Annotated in this window: 16 protein-coding genes; 4 read left to right on the top strand and 12 right to left on the bottom strand. The window is 63.5% G+C overall.

What is annotated here, in order from left to right:
* Window positions 1-94: 94 nt before the first annotated feature.
* The 6 genes from RY1_RS15820 to RY1_RS15795 all read right to left on the bottom strand — a co-directional run bounded on the left by RY1_RS15820 (window position 95) and on the right by RY1_RS15795 (window position 5,770).
* On the bottom strand, window positions 95-979 hold the full coding sequence (locus tag RY1_RS15820) for a NifU family protein (protein ID WP_072804702.1): 885 nt from the start codon (window positions 977-979) through the stop codon (window positions 95-97).
* On the bottom strand, window positions 972-2,768 hold the full coding sequence (locus RY1_RS15815; protein ID WP_072804700.1) for a nickel-dependent hydrogenase large subunit: 1,797 nt from the start codon (window positions 2,766-2,768) through the stop codon (window positions 972-974). The genes RY1_RS15820 and RY1_RS15815 overlap by 8 nt, the downstream gene beginning before the upstream one ends.
* Window positions 2,769-2,800: 32 nt before the next feature.
* Window positions 2,801-3,856 (bottom strand): NADH-quinone oxidoreductase subunit B family protein, encoded by a 1,056-nt coding sequence (locus RY1_RS15810; RefSeq protein ID WP_072804698.1) that lies wholly within the window; start codon window positions 3,854-3,856, stop codon window positions 2,801-2,803.
* Between the two features lie 106 nt (window positions 3,857-3,962).
* Window positions 3,963-4,742, bottom strand: a complete 780-nt coding sequence (hypB, locus tag RY1_RS15805) for a hydrogenase nickel incorporation protein HypB (RefSeq protein WP_072804696.1) — start codon at window positions 4,740-4,742, stop codon at window positions 3,963-3,965.
* A 7-nt stretch (window positions 4,743-4,749) separates the two neighbouring features.
* The gene (locus RY1_RS15800; protein ID WP_072804694.1) at window positions 4,750-5,079 is read right to left on the bottom strand and encodes a hydrogenase maturation nickel metallochaperone HypA/HybF; all 330 of its coding nucleotides are present in this window, start codon (window positions 5,077-5,079) and stop codon (window positions 4,750-4,752) included.
* Window positions 5,080-5,128: 49 nt separating this feature from the next.
* Window positions 5,129-5,770, bottom strand: coding sequence for a hemerythrin domain-containing protein (locus RY1_RS15795; RefSeq protein ID WP_072804693.1), 642 nt, complete (start codon window positions 5,768-5,770; stop codon window positions 5,129-5,131).
* A gap of 141 nt (window positions 5,771-5,911) precedes the next feature.
* Here RY1_RS15795 and RY1_RS15790 point away from each other — a divergent pair, with 141 nt between their 5' ends.
* Window positions 5,912-7,600, top strand: a complete 1,689-nt coding sequence (locus RY1_RS15790) for an AMP-binding protein (RefSeq protein ID WP_174565394.1) — start codon at window positions 5,912-5,914, stop codon at window positions 7,598-7,600.
* Between the two features lie 10 nt (window positions 7,601-7,610).
* Here the strand turns inward: RY1_RS15790 and RY1_RS15785 are convergent, their stop codons facing one another.
* The 4 genes from RY1_RS15785 to abmR all read right to left on the bottom strand — a co-directional run bounded on the left by RY1_RS15785 (window position 7,611) and on the right by abmR (window position 12,213).
* On the bottom strand, window positions 7,611-8,762 hold the full coding sequence (locus tag RY1_RS15785; protein WP_072804690.1) for an LLM class flavin-dependent oxidoreductase: 1,152 nt from the start codon (window positions 8,760-8,762) through the stop codon (window positions 7,611-7,613).
* 290 nt (window positions 8,763-9,052) lie between these two features.
* Window positions 9,053-9,850 (bottom strand): alpha/beta fold hydrolase, encoded by a 798-nt coding sequence (locus RY1_RS15780; RefSeq protein WP_072804688.1) that lies wholly within the window; start codon window positions 9,848-9,850, stop codon window positions 9,053-9,055.
* Between the two features lie 110 nt (window positions 9,851-9,960).
* Window positions 9,961-11,538, bottom strand: a complete 1,578-nt coding sequence (locus RY1_RS15775; RefSeq protein WP_072804686.1) for an ABC-F family ATP-binding cassette domain-containing protein — start codon at window positions 11,536-11,538, stop codon at window positions 9,961-9,963.
* A gap of 129 nt (window positions 11,539-11,667) precedes the next feature.
* Window positions 11,668-12,213: an ATP-binding transcription factor AbmR gene (gene abmR / locus RY1_RS15770; protein ID WP_072804684.1), complete on the bottom strand. Its 546-nt coding sequence runs from the start codon at window positions 12,211-12,213 to the stop codon at window positions 11,668-11,670.
* Window positions 12,214-12,287: 74 nt separating this feature from the next.
* Between abmR and RY1_RS15765 the strand changes: the two genes are divergently transcribed.
* The 3 genes from RY1_RS15765 to RY1_RS15755 all read left to right on the top strand — a co-directional run bounded on the left by RY1_RS15765 (window position 12,288) and on the right by RY1_RS15755 (window position 16,682).
* Window positions 12,288-14,111 (top strand): penicillin-binding transpeptidase domain-containing protein, encoded by a 1,824-nt coding sequence (locus RY1_RS15765; protein WP_072804682.1) that lies wholly within the window; start codon window positions 12,288-12,290, stop codon window positions 14,109-14,111.
* A 159-nt stretch (window positions 14,112-14,270) separates the two neighbouring features.
* Window positions 14,271-15,920, top strand: coding sequence for a penicillin-binding protein (locus RY1_RS15760; protein ID WP_174565393.1), 1,650 nt, complete (start codon window positions 14,271-14,273; stop codon window positions 15,918-15,920).
* 24 nt (window positions 15,921-15,944) lie between these two features.
* Entirely contained in the window at window positions 15,945-16,682 is a 738-nt protein-coding gene (locus RY1_RS15755; RefSeq protein ID WP_072804680.1) for a sulfite exporter TauE/SafE family protein, read from the top strand.
* Here the strand turns inward: RY1_RS15755 and RY1_RS15750 are convergent, their stop codons facing one another.
* On the bottom strand, window positions 16,683-18,131 hold the full coding sequence (locus tag RY1_RS15750) for a peptide MFS transporter (RefSeq protein ID WP_072804678.1): 1,449 nt from the start codon (window positions 18,129-18,131) through the stop codon (window positions 16,683-16,685).
* 45 nt (window positions 18,132-18,176) lie between these two features.
* Window positions 18,177-18,563, bottom strand: coding sequence for a DUF3054 domain-containing protein (locus tag RY1_RS15745; protein WP_371829479.1), 387 nt, complete (start codon window positions 18,561-18,563; stop codon window positions 18,177-18,179).
* Window positions 18,564-18,623: the final 60 nt, after the last annotated feature.

Genomic DNA, 18,623 nt, shown 5'->3' with positions numbered 1-18,623 from the left:
AAGGCGAGGGGCTGGGCGCACATCTCGCATGATCCGGACTGCGACGGTGCTGGACGCGTCCGTGTGATGCGCGCCAGTGAGGCGAGTGGGCCGCTCACGACGGCGATCCGATCGGAGTCGCGACGGACGGTACGCCGCCGCGAACGAGAATCGGGAGGGGGTCGAGATGGTGCTCCGAATGGTCCAGGGCCGCGCCGGCTGCCCGGACGTCGTAGTGGCTGTGGCAGATCGGACATGTCAGGGCGACGCTGTTGGTCGCAGCCACGCGCCCGAGCCGTGCACCCGCCATCGTCTCGGTGCAGTGGGCACACCGATCCCGGTATGCGTACAGCGTCGTGCCGAGCCGACATACGAGAATCGGCAGTCCCGCAACCTCGAATCCGCCGACGGAGCCGTCGGCCAGCTCGTCCAGCTCCGGCATCGAAACCCAGGTGTGCTCCGGCGCTGACCCACCAGCTGTCGTATGCACTCTCGACATCAGCGACTCGGGTGAGAACAGGGATTTGTCCTCGGCGGCCGGTGTTTCGACCTCGATACCCGTCGTCTCCGGGGCCGCCGACCGTACCGCATCGGTGACGGCCAACTCGAGTGTCACCGACGACGACGGGCATGTCTTGCAACTGCCCGTCAGGCGCAGTTGCACGACCGAGTCGACGACGTCGATCAGCTCGACGTCACCGCCGTGGGAGCCGAGGTAGGGCCGTACGCCGTCGAGCGCGGTCCGTATCCGGGTCCGGGTGTCGTGTGGGTGGATGTCATGTACCAGAAGCAGACTCGCGACGAGATCGTCGTGTACGAGGCGCTCGACGGCGGCCGCATCGGACATGCGGAGTATTCGAGCCAGGCCTTCTCCGTAGAGGTCGACGACCTCGCGTACGAGCTGTTCGGCCCGCTCCCGAGCCACGGCGCCCCCGACGCCGATCGAGTCCACCAGCGTGTCGATGCGCTCACCTGCGCTACGCCACGCGTCCTCACTCACCGGTCACCGATTGGGTCGGGGAGTGCAGTTTCTCCAAGGTCTTTCCGTCGCCGAGGTACATGTGCACACCGCACGGTAGGCAGGGGTCGAAGCTTCGGACGGTGCGCATGATGTCGATGCCCTTGAAGTGATCTCGGTCGTTCTCCTCGAAAATCGGTTGTCCTTGCACCGCATCCTCGTAGGGGCCGGGAGTTCCGTAGCTGTCGCGTGGGTTCGCGTTCCACGGTGTCGGCGGATACGGGTGGTAGTTGGCGATCTTGCCGTCGCGAATGACCATGTGGTGCGACAGAACTCCGCGTACGGCCTCGGTGAACCCGCAACCGATTCCCTCGTCCGGGACCTCGAACGGCTCCCAGGTGTCGGTGCGGCCTGCACGGATCTCGACGAGTGCCTGTTCGGCGAAATGTAGTGCGGCAGCGGCGGCGTAGGCCTGGAAATATGTTCTGGCGCGGTTGCGTTCGAGGGTGTTGCTGCCGTGCTCGGGTATCTTCCACTCCAGACTGACCGGACCCTTCAGCGCGGTTTTCGGTAGCTCGATCTGCACGCTGTGCCCGGTGGACTTGACGTATCCGATGTCGACGAGACCGGCGAGCGCTGTCGACCACAATCGGGCGAGTGGCCCGCCGCCGGTATCGAGTGCCAGGTAGTCCTTGCCGTCGAACCAGCGCGGCGACATCACCCAGCTGTACTTGTCGTCCAGGTCGCGCTTCTGCGGCTTGGGGTTGGTGTGTTGGTTCCACGGATGTCGACGATCGACCGGATTGCCCAGCGGATCCTTTCGGACGAAGGTCTCCTGGTCGGTCCAGTCGTCGTAATACGAAGAGCCGAGCAGAATTCGGATGCCGAGGTTGATGTCGACCAGATCGGTCGTCACCAGTTTCCCGTCGACCACGACGCCGGGGGTGACGAACATTCTCCGTCCCCACTCCGTCATGTCCTTGTACGCGAAATTGCACACCTGCGGGTCCTGGAAGGATCCCCAGCAGCCCAACAGAGTTCGACGCAGACCCACCTTCTCGTAACCGGGCAGTGCCTCGTAGAAGAAGTCGAAGAGGTCGTCGTGCATGGGGACGACCTTCTTCATGAACTCGACATAGCGCATCAGCCGAGACATGTAATCGGTCATCAGTTGAATCGTCGCGACTGTGCCGACGCCGCCCGGATACAGCGTGGACGGGTGTACGTGCCGACCCTCCATGAGACAGAACATCTCTCGTGTGGATCGGCTGACGAGCAACGCTTCACGATAGAATTCGCCGGTGAACGGGTTGAGCGAGCGCATGATGTCCGCGATCGTGCGGTAGCCGTGTGCGGCCTCGTTCGGTGCCCGAGTGTTCTCGGCCTTGGCGAGTACTCCTGGATTGGTTTCGGATACCATCTTCTCGCAGTAGTCGACACCGACGAGGTTCTCCTGGAAGATGTTGTGGTCGAACATGTATTCGGCAGCTTCACCGAGATTGACTATCCATTCACCGAGAGGTGGGGGCTTGACCCCGTATGCCATGTTCTGGGTGTAACACGAGCACGTCGCGTGATTGTCGCCGCAGATTCCGCAGATGCGGCTGGTGATGAAATGGGCGTCGCGTGGATCCTTTCCCTTCATGAAGATCGAGTAGCCGCGGAAGATCGACGACGTGCTCTTGCATTCGACCACTTCGTTGTTCGCGAAGTCGATCTTGGTATAGATGCCGAGGCTACCGACTATTCGAGTGATGGGATCCCACGCCATCTCCACCAGCCCGTCTTTGTCGGTCTTTCTGTGGGACGGAGTGGGCATGGTGGCTGTCATGGCAGAGCTGCCTCTCTTGCGTGGATGTACGACTACCAGGTTCGGGTTGCTCCGGTTTCGAGCTTCTCGCCGGAGTGACGCCACTTGGGCTCGTGATCGACTGTCCTACCGGTGATGTGGCGCAGACTTCGGATGACGGATCCGTACATTCCCGCCGCCGTGGTGGACAACTTTCCGCCGGGAGGCTCGTCCATGAACGGCATGAACATGTCGGGGAATCCGGGCATGGTGCAGCCGATGCAGATCCCGCCGACGTTGGGGCAACCGCCTACACCGTTGATCCAGCCGCGTTTGGGCACATTGCATTTGACGACAGGACCCCAGCAGCCGAGTTTGACGATGCACTTCGGTGAACCGTACTCGGTCGCGAAATCGCCCTGCTCGTAGTATCCGGCGCGGTCGCAGCCCTCGTGTACGGTCTGCCCGAACAGCCACGTGGGTCGCAGCGCATCGTCCAGCGGAATCATCGGCGCCTGATCGGTGGCCATGTACAGCAGGTAGGTCAGCGTCTCGGAGAGATTGTCCGGTTGTATCGGGCATCCGGGCACACACACGATCGGTATGCCCGCCTTGGATTTCCAGTCCCATCCGAGGTAGTCGGGCACTCCCATGGCACCCGTCGGATTGCCCGACATGGCGTGAATTCCGCCGTACGTCGCGCATGTCCCCACCGCGACCACTGCGGTTGCTTTCGGTGTCAACCGGTCTAGCCATTCGCTCGTCGTGATCGGTTGGTCGGTGTTCGGATCGTTGCCGAATCCGCACCAGTACCCGTCCTCGTGCAGTGCCTCGTTCGGGATCGAGCCTTCCACCACCAGTACGAACGGTTCGAGCTCTCCTCGGTCGGCCTTTCTGAACCATTCGAGGAAGTCGTCGGCACCGCCTGCGGGGCCGCACTCGAAGTCGATCAGGGGCCAGTGGACTGCCACCTGCGGCAGGCCGGGTAGTGCCCCGAGCGCGATCTCCTCGATGCTCGGCTGAGTGGCTGCGGTGAGGGCCACCGAGTCACCGTCGCAGCTCAATCCGGCGTTTATCCACAGAACGTGAATCAGTGTTTGTTCAGCGCGTGCAGCCGCCTGTGTAGGCATGGAGTCCCCACCCTCCGGAGCCCTCCCGGACCCCTACATCACCGGAGTCGACGTTCGGCTTGCTTCTATGATGTACATCACTGTTTACTCGCGCTCAAAATGGTTGTCAACGGACGATGTGACGGTTTTCGGCGAGCCAACCGTACCAATCGTCCATTCCATCTCCGGTCGTCGCCGAAGTCGGTAATATCCGCACTTCTGGATTGACCGACTGTGCATGTCGGACAAATGTTTTCATGTCGAAGTCGACGTACGGCAGCAAATCGGTCTTGTTGACGACGACGGCGTCGGCCACGGCGAACATGTGAGGATATTTCAGGGGTTTGTCATCCCCTTCCGTCACCGAGATAAGGACAAGCTTACCTTCCTCTCCGAGATCGAAGAGTGCCGGGCACACCAGGTTTCCCACATTCTCGATGAACAGAAGTGTCCCCGTCGCGGGGTCCAGTTTCTCCAACGCCCGGCGAACCATGTCGGCGTCCAGATGGCAGCCGGAACCGGTATTGATCTGCACCACAGACGATCCCGCAGCTTCTATTCGATCGGCGTCGAGCGTGGTCTCCTGATCGCCCTCGATGACGGCGATCGGGCGAGCACCGGAGAGGTCACCGATGGTCCGTACGAGCAACGTCGTCTTGCCCGCTCCCGGCGAGCTCATCACGTTGAACGCCGAGATCGCGCGTCCGGCCAACCACCCGCGGTTCCGTTCGGCGAGTAGATCGTTCTTCGCGAGAACCTTCTGTTCCAGGGTGATCACTTCGCCGCTCGGACCGTGCTGGTGGTCGTGGTCGTGGTCGTGTTCGTGGGAGGAGTGGGGGTGCTGGTGTTCGTGCGGGAGGGTCACGACGGGCCCGCCGTCACCTTGGCATCCGCAGGTTGCGCACATCTGAACGTCACCTCGTTTCCATCGAGAGAATTCGAAGGTCGCGGCCGGTGAGAACCTCCACGTCGGCACTGCCGCAGGGGCACAGCAGGATTGCGTCGGGCATGACGAATTCGCGGTCGCACGAGTTGCAGTGTGCCCGCGCGTCTTCCTCGTCGATCTCGAGCAGAGCGCCTTCCATGACCGTGCCCTCGGTGACGAGTTCGAAACAGAACAGCATCGAGTCGGGGACCACCGCGCACAACCGTCCCACCCGGACGCGAACTCGGCTCACGGGCCTTCCGTCGGCTCGCTCACATGCGGCGTCGACGATGCACTGCGTTATCGCAAGTTCGTGCACCGTTTCATAGTGCGCCTCCGGCGCGTCGGGTGGGACCGAATCGGGAGCGCTACCCGACAGGAAGACCGCAGGCCTGCTCGCGTCGTCGATATCTGCGGCAGAGGAACGGCAGCATGATGCGCAGTGCCAGGCCGCCCTCCTTCTTCATGCGTACCGACTCCGCCGGGCTGAGCACAGCGACCATTCGGGGTAGTTCGAAATCTGTTCTTCCGCCCTTACGAGCGATGGTCTCGACGGCTTCCCACTCGGTGAGGGGCAAGTGCTCGGTGATGAGCGGGAAGATGGTCCGTTCCTCGTCCTCGATGTGTTCGTCGAGCTCACTGTTCAATCGAGTCAGTGCTGCGACCAACAGAGGAATGCTGCCGGGAAGGCCGTCGGCGGCGGTCCGCAGTTCGTCGAGCAGCGGATCGAGCGCCTGGTGGTCCTCGGTCAGATCGCTCAGATCGAGGTGCGGTCCGACGGATGCCTGGATCTTCGGCCACAGGACGTCGTCCTCGGTGGTGTGGTGATGGTGGATGCTGTCGGCGAACAGGTGGATGTACTCGGTGACGGCAGCGAGCCGCTCGGGCGACGGGTCGGCCAGACCGGAGGTCAATTCGACGAGCCGCGTCGCATCGCGTCGCATGACCCGATGCGCGAGTCGGATGCCGAGCAGGTCGGCGTCGGTGGTGATCTTCTGTGTCGTGTTCATGCATCGAAGGGTGCCGTTGGCCACTTGGCGCGCACTTAACGCCGACTGGCGACTACCCCTGTTCGGGGGTAGCGCGGCGCGCGCGCAGACACCTAGCGTTGGGCCATTGTAGTGAGACGTGTGCCACAGCAAGGAGTGACTATGACGGATGGAACCGCCCACGCCGCATTCAAGCAGGCCAGAGACCTGCTACTGGATGCGTACGGCGATTACGACAAGGCTCTGTCCACGTTCGAGTGGCCCTCGTTCGACGGCAAATTCAACTGGGCCGTCGACTGGTTCGACGCGATCGCCCGCGGCAACGACACCACGGCGCTGTGGATCGTCGAGGAAGACGGTTCGGAGGCGAAGTACAGTTTCGACACCGTCGCGCATCGCTCCGACCAGGTTGCCCGATGGCTCGAGTCCCAGGGGATCGGCCGCGGCGACTCGGTGCTCCTCATGCTCGGCAATCAGGTCGAACTGTGGGAATCGATGCTGGCCGTCATGAAGCTCGGCGCCGTCCTCATGCCGACCACCACCGCGATCGGTTCCGTCGACCTCGCCGACCGCGTCGAACGCGGCGGTGCGCGTGCTGTCATCGTCAACCCTGCCGACGCCCCGAAGTTCGACGAGGTGCCGGGGGACTATCTGAAGATCTCGATCGGCGAGTCCGAAGGATGGATCGACTTCCGCAGCGCGTACGAGGTCGAGGGTGCGCAGCCGTTCAGCGCCGAGACCGACTCCGAAGACCGCATGCTGCTCTACTTCACCTCGGGCACGACGAGCAAGCCGAAGCTGGTCGAGCACACGCAGGTCTCCTATCCGGTCGGGCACCTGAGCACGATGTACTTCCTCGGACTTCGGCCGGGAGATGTGCACCTGAACATCAGTTCGCCGGGGTGGGCCAAGCATGCGTGGAGCTGCTTCTTCGCACCCTGGATCGCCGAGGCGACCATCTTCATCTACAACTACACCCGGTTCGACGCCTCGGCCCTGCTGAAGCAGATTCGACGGGCGGAGGTGACCACCTTCTGCGCCCCTCCGACGGTGTGGCGCATGCTGATTCAGGCAGACATCTCCGGCGGCAGAGGTGCGTTGCGTGAGGCGATCGGTGCAGGCGAACCTCTCAATCCCGAGGTCATCTCGCACGTACAGAAGCAGTGGGGTCTGAACATCCGCGACGGATTCGGTCAGACGGAAACCACTGCGCTGGTGGCCAATACGCCGGGTGCCGAGCTCAAGTTCGGTTCGATGGGCAGGCCGCTGCCCGGTGTGCCCGTCGTCATCGTCGACCCGGTGTCCGGTGAGCTCGCGGACGAGGGTGAAATCTGCCTCGATCTCGCGGCGAAGCCGTTCAATCTGATGACCGGATATCTCGGCGACCCGGCTCGCAATGCGGAGGTGATGTCCGGTGGGTACTACCACACCGGCGACGTCGCCTCCCGCGACGACGACGGCTACATCACGTATGTCGGGCGTACCGACGACGTGTTCAAGGCATCCGACTACAAGGTGTCGCCGTTCGAACTCGAAAGCGTCCTGATCGAGCACCCCGCAGTCGCCGAGGCTGCGGTCGTCCCGGCTCCGGACGAGACACGACTGGCGGTGCCGAAGGCGTACGTCGCGTTGGCGGCAGGCTGGGAGCCGAACGAGGAGACGGCATTTCAGATTCTGAAGTATGCTCGCGAACACCTCGCACCGTACCTGCGCGTGCGACGCATCGAGTTCTTCGAGTTGCCGAAAACCATTTCGGGCAAGATTCGGCGCGTCGAACTGCGTGCGCGGGAGGATTCCGGTGAGATCCTGTCCGGCGAATGGCGAGACGACCAGTTCACCGGACTGAAGTAGGGACTCGCCTCTACAGGAACGGTGTTCCTGTAGAGGCGTTTTCGCGGGCGCGTGAGCGAACGAGCCCACGCTTTTCGAGGATGGGCCGGACACCCTCGCCGAAATGGTATGCCTCCTCGAGATGTGGGTAGCCGGACAGCACGAAGTGGTCGAGCCCGATGGAGCTGTACTCGGCGATACGATCGGCCACCTCCTCGTGCGAACCGACGAGCGCGGTGCCCGCTCCGCCGCGGACCAAGCCGACACCGGTCCACAGATTCGGTGCAACCTCGAGGGTGCGGGCATCGGCACCGCTGACGTATGCCTCACCGCCGCCGTGAAGTTCACGCATACGGCGCTGCCCCTCGGAGACCGAGCGAGACAGACTTTCCTGCGCCGACGCGACCGTCTGCGGATCGAGATTGCCGAGCAGGCGATCTGCCTCGGCCCACGCCTGCTCGGAGGTATCGCGTGAAATGACGTGCAGGCGAATGCCGTAATCGAGTGTGCGACCCTGTACCTCGGCCAGATCCCGAATCCACGCGATCTTCGACGCCACTGCGGCGGGTGGTTCACCCCACGTCAGATACGTATCGGCGAACTGCGACGCGACGGTGCCTGCCGCGGGCGAGGAACCGCCGAAGAAGATCGGCGGCACCGGATTCGGATGTCGTTGCAGCGCAGCATCTTCGACCTTGATGTACTTGCCCTCGAAGCTGACCGGGCCATCGTTCGCCCACAACCTCCGGGTCACGTCGAGGAACTCGCCGCAGCGCGCGTAACGCTCGTTCTTGTCGAGAAAGTCGCCGAACCGTCGTTGCTCGTGGTCCTCGCCGCCTGTGACGACATTGAGCAGCAGCCGGCCGCCGGACTGCCACTGGAAAGTTGCGGCCATCTGCGCCGCGAGAGTCGGGCTGAGCAAACCGGGCCGTAGCGCTACGAGGAACTTGAGAGTCTCGGTGGTGTCGATCATCATGGCCGTCGTCAGCCACGCGTCCTCACACCACGCACCTGTCGGGGTGAGCACTGCTTCGAAGCCATTGTTCTCGGCCGCAGCGCCGATCTGGTTCAGATACTTCAGCGTCGCCGGCCGATCACCGGACATCGACGATCCGTGGCCACCGGCCATCAGGTTGCGCGAGTCGCCGTACGTGGGCAGGAACCAGTGAAAACGCAGGGACATGTTGACCGATTGTGGCAAGTCTTCCCTCCCGGCGCCAGACTTGAAATCAAGATGATTCAATCGCGTATTCTGCTGGTTCGGTCTGAGTTCGCGGGTTTGGGGGTGTTTGGGTGTGACCGGATGTGACATTCGCTCACGTTGGGGTGGTGACCGGATGTGGCTTTCGCTCACTTGGGGGTGACCGGATGTCGCCCTCGCTCACTCTGAGTGACCGGATGTCGCCCTCGCTCACTCGGGGGTGACCAGATGTGACATTCGCTCACGCCGAGGTTACCGGAACCCGATCGCCGTCATGCCTGAGGATGCACTGTAAGGAAGGGGTGGACGACGCTGAGGACCTCGGTGCTCGCGGCGGGAGTCGTCGAGTGGTCGAAACCGTCGATGAGGTGGAGTTCAGCGCCGGGGACCAGGTCGGCTGCCGCGTGCGCGTCGTCCAAACGGGTGTGATCTTGCGACCCCACATAGAACAGACTGGGGACGGTGAACTGCCGCAGTGCTTCGTCGGACAATCCCGGTTCGACGTCGGATGCACGAAAGTAGGCTGCCATCGCGGAGGCGTCGTTCGCCGAAAACACCGCCCGGGTGGCTGCATCCACCGGGAACAGTCGGTGCTTGTTCCACTCGTCGATGAAGCCGTCCATGCCGCGTGTTTCCAGTACGTCCGCGCACCCGGGGAAGAACAGGCGATCGAACGCGCCCGCCTGCGGCCCGTGCGATCCACCCCCGACGATGAGGCTGCTGATCCGTTCGGGAGCTTTCGCCGTCAGCGACAGACCAGCGCGGCCGCCGTACGAGTATCCCCAGTAGTCGGTCCTGGCGATTCCGGCTGCGTCGAGTACCGCCACGAGATCGTCGGTGACGGTGTCCATTCGGTATGCGTCGATCTCGTGCGGCTTGTCACTGCGACCGTGCCCACGCATGTCGACGAGAATGAGCGCGCGGCTCGGGCGTAAGGCCTTGACGTATCCGAATGTTCGCCAGATCGTGTGCGTCAGCAGGCTCCCATGTACCAGCAGCAGCGGCGGTCCGGAGCCGACGACCTGATACGCGATCCGGATGCCGTCGTTCGGGTTGGTTGCGAAGTCCACCCGTCCATCATGCACCCGGCAGTAACCCGGTGAGCGAATGGCCCAGTCGCGCACCCTGAGTGACCGGATGACGCCCTCGCTCACTCTAAGTGACCGGATGTGACATTCGCTCACTCCGAGGTGACTGAATGTGACATTCGCTCCAACTCCACCCACCTCGTCGGCCCGAGATCGCGCAGGAACGCCAGGTCGTGGCTCGCGACGATCAGGGCACCCCGATACCCCGCGAGGGCCTCGGTGAGGTGTGCTCTGCTGGCGAGGTCGAGGTTGTTGGTCGGCTCGTCGAGCATGAGGAATCTCGGCGCAGGCTCGGCGAGCAGGATCCGGGCGAGTGCGGCCCGCAATCGTTCACCGCCGGACAGGGTTGCCACGACGGCATCGGCGTCGTTTCCGCGGAAGAGGAAGCGCGCCAACTGTGCTCGAATCTGCTCGTTCGACGCGTGTTCGGCGACGTCGGCGACATTCTCCGCGACCGTCTTCGACTCGTCGAACACGTCGAGCCGCTGGGGTAGATACCGCCACGGCACCGATGGCCCTGCCGATTCGAGTGCACGCAACAACGTCGTCTTGCCGCTGCCGTTCGGGCCGATCAGCGCGATCCGCTCCGGTCCCACGATGTCGAGCTCGTCGATCTCGACGATCTTCTGCCCCGCATGGACCTCGGTCGCAGGCAGGTCGACGCGTACCTGTCTGTCGTCACGCAGTCGATCCTCGGCGGATGCGAGTGCGGCTTGGGCGTCGTCGACCTTCTCCAGATGGTTGTTGCGCAACTTGCCGGCCGAAACCTGCGCCGCCCGTTTGCGATTGCCCATGACTATCTTGGGCTCCCGCTTCTGTTCGGCCATCTTCTTGCCGTACCGCAGGCGTCGGTCGAGCTTGGTTCGTGTTTCTACCAGTTCGCGTTCCTGCTTGCGCACATCGTTTTTCGCGTCGTGCAGTGCCGCGCGTGCTGCCTCCTGTTCCGCATCGACGACGTCGCGATAGTGGGCGTAGTTGCCGCCGAACATTCGCAACCGCGTGATGCCGTCACGCTCGGCGCGCACTTCCGCCGTGCCGTCCATGATCTCGAGAAGTTCGAGGTCATGGCTCGTCACGATCAGTACGCCGCTGAACGCTGTGATCGCCTGGTGGAGGTGACGGCGGGCGTCGATGTCGAGATTGTTGGTCGGCTCGTCGAGCAGCAGGACATCGGGCTCGGCCAGCAGTTCCGCCGTGAGCGCGAGCAGCATCGATTCACCACCGGACAACGACCCGACCACCCGATCCAGATCGGCGCGCTCGGAGACGATGTGGCCGAGACCGAGCTTGTCCAGCAGGGCGACCGCACGCTCCTCGGCATCCCATCGCGAACCGACTGTCGCGAAGTCGTCCTCGCTCGAAGTGCCGGACTCGATGCGGTGCAACGCCTCTCGCAGCTCGCGCAACCGCAGGATCTCGTCGACGCGTCGGCCCGCCCGCAGTGCGATGTCCTGGGGAAGGTAGCCGAGCGTGCCGGGAACGGTGATCGATCCGCTCTGTGCGATCAACTCCCCGGCTACGAGTTTGAGCAGAGTGGACTTGCCTGAACCGTTCGATCCGACGAGACCTGTTCTGCTGCTGGGGAACACGGCATCGAGGCCGTCGAAAACCGGATCGCCGTCGGGCCAGGTGAACGAAAGATCGGAAATGCGCAGTGAAGAAGTAGACATGATTGCTCCAGAGGTGTGCGTGCGTACAAGCAAGCGAACTGACCTCTAGAAGAGCAACGGCCTCTCCGATTCTGTTGGCAACAAGGCGAAAGCAACGTTAAACCCCGCCGCGGTCCTTGCGCAACTGATTTACGACGCGGGGCCTTTCTTGCGCAGGTCGTCGACCTTGCTCATGGCCTCACGCAACTCGCCGAGCCACTCCTCGGTGTGTTCGCCGACGAGTTTGACGGCCCAGGACAGTGCATCGGCACGCGAGCGCGCCACACCGGCGTCGACCAGAGTGTCGAGCACTTTGCGCTCGGGCTGACGAAGCCTCGTCATCACCGGCACTGCCAGGTGAGTGAAGAGCACTGCTTCACCGTCGACGGCGACGCCCCACGCGACCTTGCGTCCGTATCGAGCCTCTGCCTCGTCAGCGATCTGCATTCTCTCCTGGCGTGTGGTCTCTCGGAACCGCGCGATCCGGCCTTCGGTCGACGCCGTCGACGCGTCCTCGGGGGTGGGCAGTTCGCCGATGACGACGATTTCCTCGCGGTCGATCTCGACGGTGGCGTCACCTGCGAACCAGCTGTCGGGAAGCCTGCCGCTGAACCATTCGCCTGCGTCGACCGCGTCGGGAACATCGGCCTGTTGCCAGCCGCCGGGGCGCCCGAATTTTCTTCCGTGCTGTCTCATGACATCTCCTGAGGTTGATTGATTACACACTTACACAATTACACCGATACTGAGAAATTCGCCACGACTCAGGCATGATCGGGTTTGTGCGCACATCGAAGAAGACGGTTTCCGCCCTCGTAGCTGCCGTGGCACTGGTCCTCGCCGGATGCAGCGACGACGGTCCACCCGAACCACAGACCACAGCTCAGCAGTTCGTCGATGCCGTCAACAGCGGCGCCGCCGACGCAGCCGCGGCGCTCACCACCGATCCTGCCGCCGCGTCCGCGGCGCTCACCGGCCTGTACGACGGCTTGAGTGCAGGCGGAACCGTCACCGCCACCCCGGACTTCGCCGTCGCATCCACCTCCGAGGAGGGTGCAGAGGTGACACTCGATGCGACGTGGCGTTTCTCGACGACGACCGACGGCACCGAGGAGCCTGACGGCGAACCCAAGCAGTGGCAGTACGACACGCAGGCAACGGCGACCGAGACCGATCAGGGCTGGAAGATCGACTGGGATCCCGCCGTTCTGGCTCCGGGATTGGCTGCCGACACCACGATTCGATACACCCCGACCGATGCACTCGTCACCCCGAAGGTGTTCGACCGCGCAGGTGGTGAACTGATGTCGCAACAGGTCGTGACCCTGGTGAACGTCGACGCCGCGGCCGACCCTGCCGCTGTCGCGTCGTACATCGGCAGGGTCGTGCCCACGATCACCGCCGAGTCGATTGCCTCGGATCTAGCTGCCGCACAAGGAAAGACCGTGACGGTGGTACCGCTGCGGCAGTCCGACGTCGATCCGATCGCGGCGCCGCTCGCTGCACTGCCCGGCGTCACGCTCGCCCCGCAGACACGGTTGCTGACGACCGACCGCACCCTGGCCTCGCCCGCGTTGGCCGGCGTATCCGATCTGTGGCAGCAGCAGCTCGTCGAGAACAGGGGGTGGGCGATTCAAGCGGTGAAAGCCGACGGAACCGTCGAACAGCTGGCGGGTATCGACGCCACAGCGGCCCCCGACATCGCCACGACGCTCGACACCGGCCTGCAGCTGAAAGCCGAGAACGCGTTGGCGTCGTTGCCGCAGCAGTCCGCGATCGTCGCTGTGCAGCCGTCGACCGGCAACGTTCTCGCCGTGGCGCAGAACGCCGCGGCCGACGCCGAAGGTCCCATCGCTTTGACCGGTCTGTATCCGCCTGGATCGACGTTCAAGACGGTGACCACCTCGGCGGCTCTCGAAGCGGGTACCGCCACCCCCGACACGATCCTCCCGTGCCCGGGCACCGAGAACATCGAAGGACGGCAGATCCCGAACGACGACAACTTCGACCTCGGTGCCGTTCCGCTGCACACGGCCTTCGCGCGGTCGTGCAATACGACGATGGGACGCCTCGGCGTCGGGCTCCCGGCCGACGGGTTGCAGCAGACCGCGTTGCAGTACGGCCTCGGCGTCGACTACGTGACCCCTGGCCTGACCACCGTCACCGGCAGCGTCCCTCTCGCCGACACCCCGGCGCAACGCGTCGAATCGGCCATCGGGCAGGGGCAGGTGACGGCGTCGCCGTTCGGGATGGCGCTGGTGGCGTCGTCGATCGCACGTGGTGCGCTGACGGCGCCGACGCTGGTCAGCGGGCAGCCGGGAACGGCGGATACGACCCCGCCTCCCGTGGACGCCCAGGTTGCCGAGCAGATTCGGACGATGATGCGTGAGACGGTGACCGGCGGGACCGCGACGCAGCTCCAGGACATTCCCGGGCTGCTGGGTAAGACGGGCACCGCAGAATTCGGGCCGAACAACGAAGGCGCGCACGGCTGGTTCGTCGGGATTCAGGGCGATCTTGCGTTCGCGGTGTTCGTGGCGGGCGGTCAGAGTTCGGCCCCTGCGCTCGAGGCCGCGGGGAGGTTCCTGCGCTGACTGCATATTCGAGGCATTCATACCCTTGTAATGGCAGTCACGATTGGTCAACATATGGTCACGCATTTCGTGGCGGGCGGTGGGGTGTAGCGCAATCGTGACCAGAGTGTGTGTATCCCGTGCTTGTTACGCGTGTGACTGGAGTGACTAAGATGGGGCATGGGTTCTGGGAGGGCGGCGCGCGTGGGTGCGATACGGGGACGTTATGTAGTTGCTGTGGGGGCGAGTCTTGCGCTGACCGCTACCGGTGCGGTGTGGATGCTCGAAAAACCGCCGAGCGAAGGCGCCGCGTTGATCGACGACTTCGTCGCAGCACTCAACGATCGTGACGTCCAGGCAGCAGCCGATCTGACGTCCTATCCCAACGCCGCGGCGTCGAGCATCTCGCAGATGTTCGACGGTCTGGCGGGAGGCGGGCCACCGACGGGCGAATTCGAGGTCTCGCAGTTCATCGGTCTCGACGACTCCTCCGGATTCTTCACCCTCGCCTCGGACTGGAACTTCGGCGACGGCAAGGACTGGGCGTACTCCACCCGCGGCACCGCCAAGAAACTCAGCGTCGGGTGGCGCATCAGCTGGGAGCCCGACATTCTCGCACCGGACCTGCCTGGTGGTGGGTCCGTCCGTTATGTGCGCACCGATGCGCCACCACCATTGGTGTTCGACGCCGCTCAGAACGTCCTCATGAACGAACGGACCATCAACGCGATCCTGCTCGATCCCACCCGTATGCAGGATCCCGCCGCGTCCACAGCGCGGTTGGCCGACGTCATCGATGTCGTTGCACCGTTGATCACCGCAGGCTCGCTGCAGGACGAGCTCGCTGCGACGCCGGGTAGCTCGATCCTCGCGGTCAATCTGCGCGACGACGATTTCGCCGTCCTCGAGGAGGATCTACGTGCGATCCCCGGTGTGGTCGTCGCACAGACGCCCAAGTTGATCGCCGGTGACCGTCGTATCACCTCGCCTCTGCTGGATTCGCTGCGAAACGCGTGGCAGGAGAATCGCGACTCGACCGCCGGATGGGGCATCGACGTCACCGGGCCCGACGGCTCGGTGACCCGTCAAGCCGGATTCCAGGGACCCGCAGGTCCCGACCTGCACTCGACGCTCGACCCGCGAATTCAGTTGGCGGCAGAGGAAGCAGTGGTCAGCGTCGGGACACCCGCGTCGATCGTCGCGATCGTTCCCTCGACCGGTGCGGTCGTCGCAGCGGCGCAGAACAGCTACGCGAACGAGCAGGGACAGATCGCGTTCTCCGGGATGTATCCACTGGGTTCGGCGAAAGACCTGCTCGACGTCGTCCGCTCGGGTGACAGCGACAATGCAACGCAGCTGGGTCTCGGCGTCAACTACGCGATGCCCGGGCTCGACGCGTACACCGGACAGATTCCGTCGGGCAACAACTCGATCGATCGCATCCGCACCGTGGGCAACGAAACCACGGACAGCGCCGTCACACCGTTCGGTCTCGCGCAGATCGGTGCGTCGATAGCTCGTGGTGCCGCCCCGCTGCCGTTCATCGTTGCGGGTCAGACAGCCGTCGCCGACAAGACGAGTGACTCGATCGCACCCGACGCGTTGGCACGCCTGCGGGAGATGCTGCAGAACTCGGCCCATGCCGAGGGCCTCGACTCCTACGGCGGGCTGACCGGATTCGCCGGTAACAGCGGTGACGATCGCTGGTTCATCGCCAATCGCGGTGATCTCGCGTTCGCGGTGTACATCGAGAACGCCGACGGTACCGACCAGGCAGTGAAGATGAGCACCCACCTGATTCGCGAAATGGACTCCGGCAGAGCCGAGTAGTGAGCAAGGGTAGTTTTACTACCCGTGACTCTGCTCGAATTCGGTCTGCTCGTCGTCGCCGGTTTCTTCGCCGGCCTCGTCGGGTTCGTGACCGGTATGGCCTCGCTGGTGTCCTATCCGGCACTGTTGGCTGCCGGGCTGCCACCGGTCGCAGCGAACGTCACCAACACCGTGGCGATGGTTGCAGTCGGCGTGGGAGCCACGACCAATGCGTCGTCCGAACTGGCGAAGGACGGAAAGCAGCTGGTTCGGTTCGCCATCTACTCGGGCCTCGGCGGTCTGATCGGTGCAGCTGTACTGCTGCTGGCTCCGCCCGGTTCTTTCGAGGTCGTCGTGCCGTTTCTGGTGGCCTTCGCCGCTGTTGCACTGCTTCTGCAACCGAAGTTGCGAAAGATGTCGGGGCACAGAGAGTTTCCGACCCTGTATCCGATCGCGCTGTTCTTCGTCGCGATCTACGGCGGATATTTCGGCGCCGGTGCAGGTGTCATCTTTCTGGCCCTCGCGCTCGTGTGTACGTCCGATTCGATCTGGCGCGCAAGCGTTCTGAAGAGCTTCTTCCTCGGTGTCGCGAATCTCGTCGCCGCGGTGATCTTCGCGTTCTCCGGGGAAGTGAACTGGCTCGCGGCGCTGGCCCTCGCCCTCGGCGCGTTCGCAGGCGGGTACTGCGGACCACCGGTGGTAAAGGTCATCCCGCCGACGGTCCTGCGTATCGCCGTCGGAATATGCGGTCTCGGTCTTGCCGCGTGGCTGTTGTGGAAATAGCTACTGCACGCCGCTCATCATCTTCTTGATCCACGGCGTCAGCAGTAGGAGAACGACGCCGACCCCGATCGACGCCAGGCCGACCGTCAGGAAGAACGGGTTGGGATCGTCCTCGTCGTAGTAGCCCGCGAGTGTGCCCGCCATCGCCGAGCCGAGCGCGACGGACAGGAAGAACAGCGCCACCATCTGCGTGTGGAAGTTCTCCGGTGCGAGCTTGGTGGACAGCGACAGCCCGACGGGTGAAAGAAACAGCTCGGCGAACGTGAACAGCAGCAGAATGCCGACGAGGGCGAGCAGCGGCATGCTGGTTCCCGCCAGCGAAGGAACGAATGCCAGGAATGCCAGGCCCATGATCGACACGCCCGCAACGAATTTCAGCGGTGTCGACGGCTGCCGTGTGCCGAGCTTGGTCCACATCGCCGCGAACACTCCCGCGAAGATGATGATGAACACCGGATTGATCGACTGTACCCACGACGGAGGGAAGTCCCACCCGAACAGGTTGCGGTCGAGTTTGGTGTCCGCGATGAGCGGTACCGTCGTGAACTGTTGCTGGAACAGCGACCAGAATGCGGCGCTTGCAATGAACATCGGGATGAACGAGATGACCCGCCGGCGTTCGATCCGTGTGATCTTCTTGCTGGAGAGAATGAGTGCGAAGTATCCGACGGCGGCAACGATGGTGACGCCGACGACGATGTCGGACAGGTTCGACGCCTGGATCGCACCGAAGATCGACAACAGTGCGACGACGGCGATGGCCGCGACACCGATTGCGGACCATTTGATTCGCTCCGAAGCGGGCAATGGGTTGGGCGGCGTCGCACCGATGCCGTGCAGGTGCTTGCGGCCGAGGGTGTACTGAATCAGCCCGAGCGCCATACCGATTGCAGCGAGCCCGAATCCGGCATGGAAACCGAATTTGTCCCACGCGAGGCCGGTGAGGAGTGGACCGATGAACGCACCGATGTTGATGCCCATGTAGAACAGCGAGAAGCCCGCATCTCGTCTGGTGTCGTGCTCGCCGTACAGATCACCGACCAACGACGTCGCGTTGGCCTTGAGACCACCGCTACCGAATGCGACGAGAACCAGACCGACTCCGACACCGAGAAATCCGGGCAGAACGGCCAAGGCGATGTGACCGAACATGATCAGGACCGCGCTGTAGAACAGTGTGCGTTCGGAGCCGAGAAGTCGGTCGGCGATCCACGCGCCCAGAATGGTGGACAGATACACGGTTCCGCCGTATGCGCCGACGATCGACGTCGCCGAACTCTCCGCTATACCGAGTCCGCCGTCGGCCACCGAGTAGTACAGGTAGTAGATGAGGATGCCTTGCATCCCGTAGAAGGAGAAGCGCTCCCACATCTCCACACCGAACAGATTCGCGAGCGCGAACGGCTGCCCGAAGAACCCGGTGTCCTGCTTGTCTTTCACATCGGCCATATGTGAACTGTCCCATGTGAGGGGGCGAAATTCGGGACGATGGCGTCAGTTTTTCGGGATCGGTACCAACTTGGCAAGCGCACGCCATCCGATGAGGAATACGGCCAACACGATCGTCGCGACGACGACAAAACTGAACGCTGTCCCTTGACCGCTGACGACCCGAAGAATCATGCCGAACAGAACCGTCGACACCCAGACGACGATCCCCGTCGGGAGGATCAGGAACGCGTCGAACTTGTCGCGGTAGAGCGCAATCGTCAGACCCCACCCGATGACGGCAGCGGCGACGAACGGCCACGCGGTGTGCGCGAGCCCCGTCAGGGCATTCGCCTCGTCGTGGCTGCGTCTGCCGATTGCACAGAAGATCAGGACCGCAACGAGGTCTATGACGGCGGCGATGATCGGGCTGCGCTTGTTCACCGGACCCACCCTATGCGGCTCCGCCGACCGTGCGGTATCGGATACGGCTGTGCGATGGTGGATACGACT

Source organism: Rhodococcus yunnanensis NBRC 103083, assembly GCF_001895005.1.
Lineage (GTDB): Bacteria > Actinomycetota > Actinomycetes > Mycobacteriales > Mycobacteriaceae > Rhodococcoides > Rhodococcoides yunnanense.
This window is presented reverse-complemented; position numbering and strand designations above follow the sequence as displayed.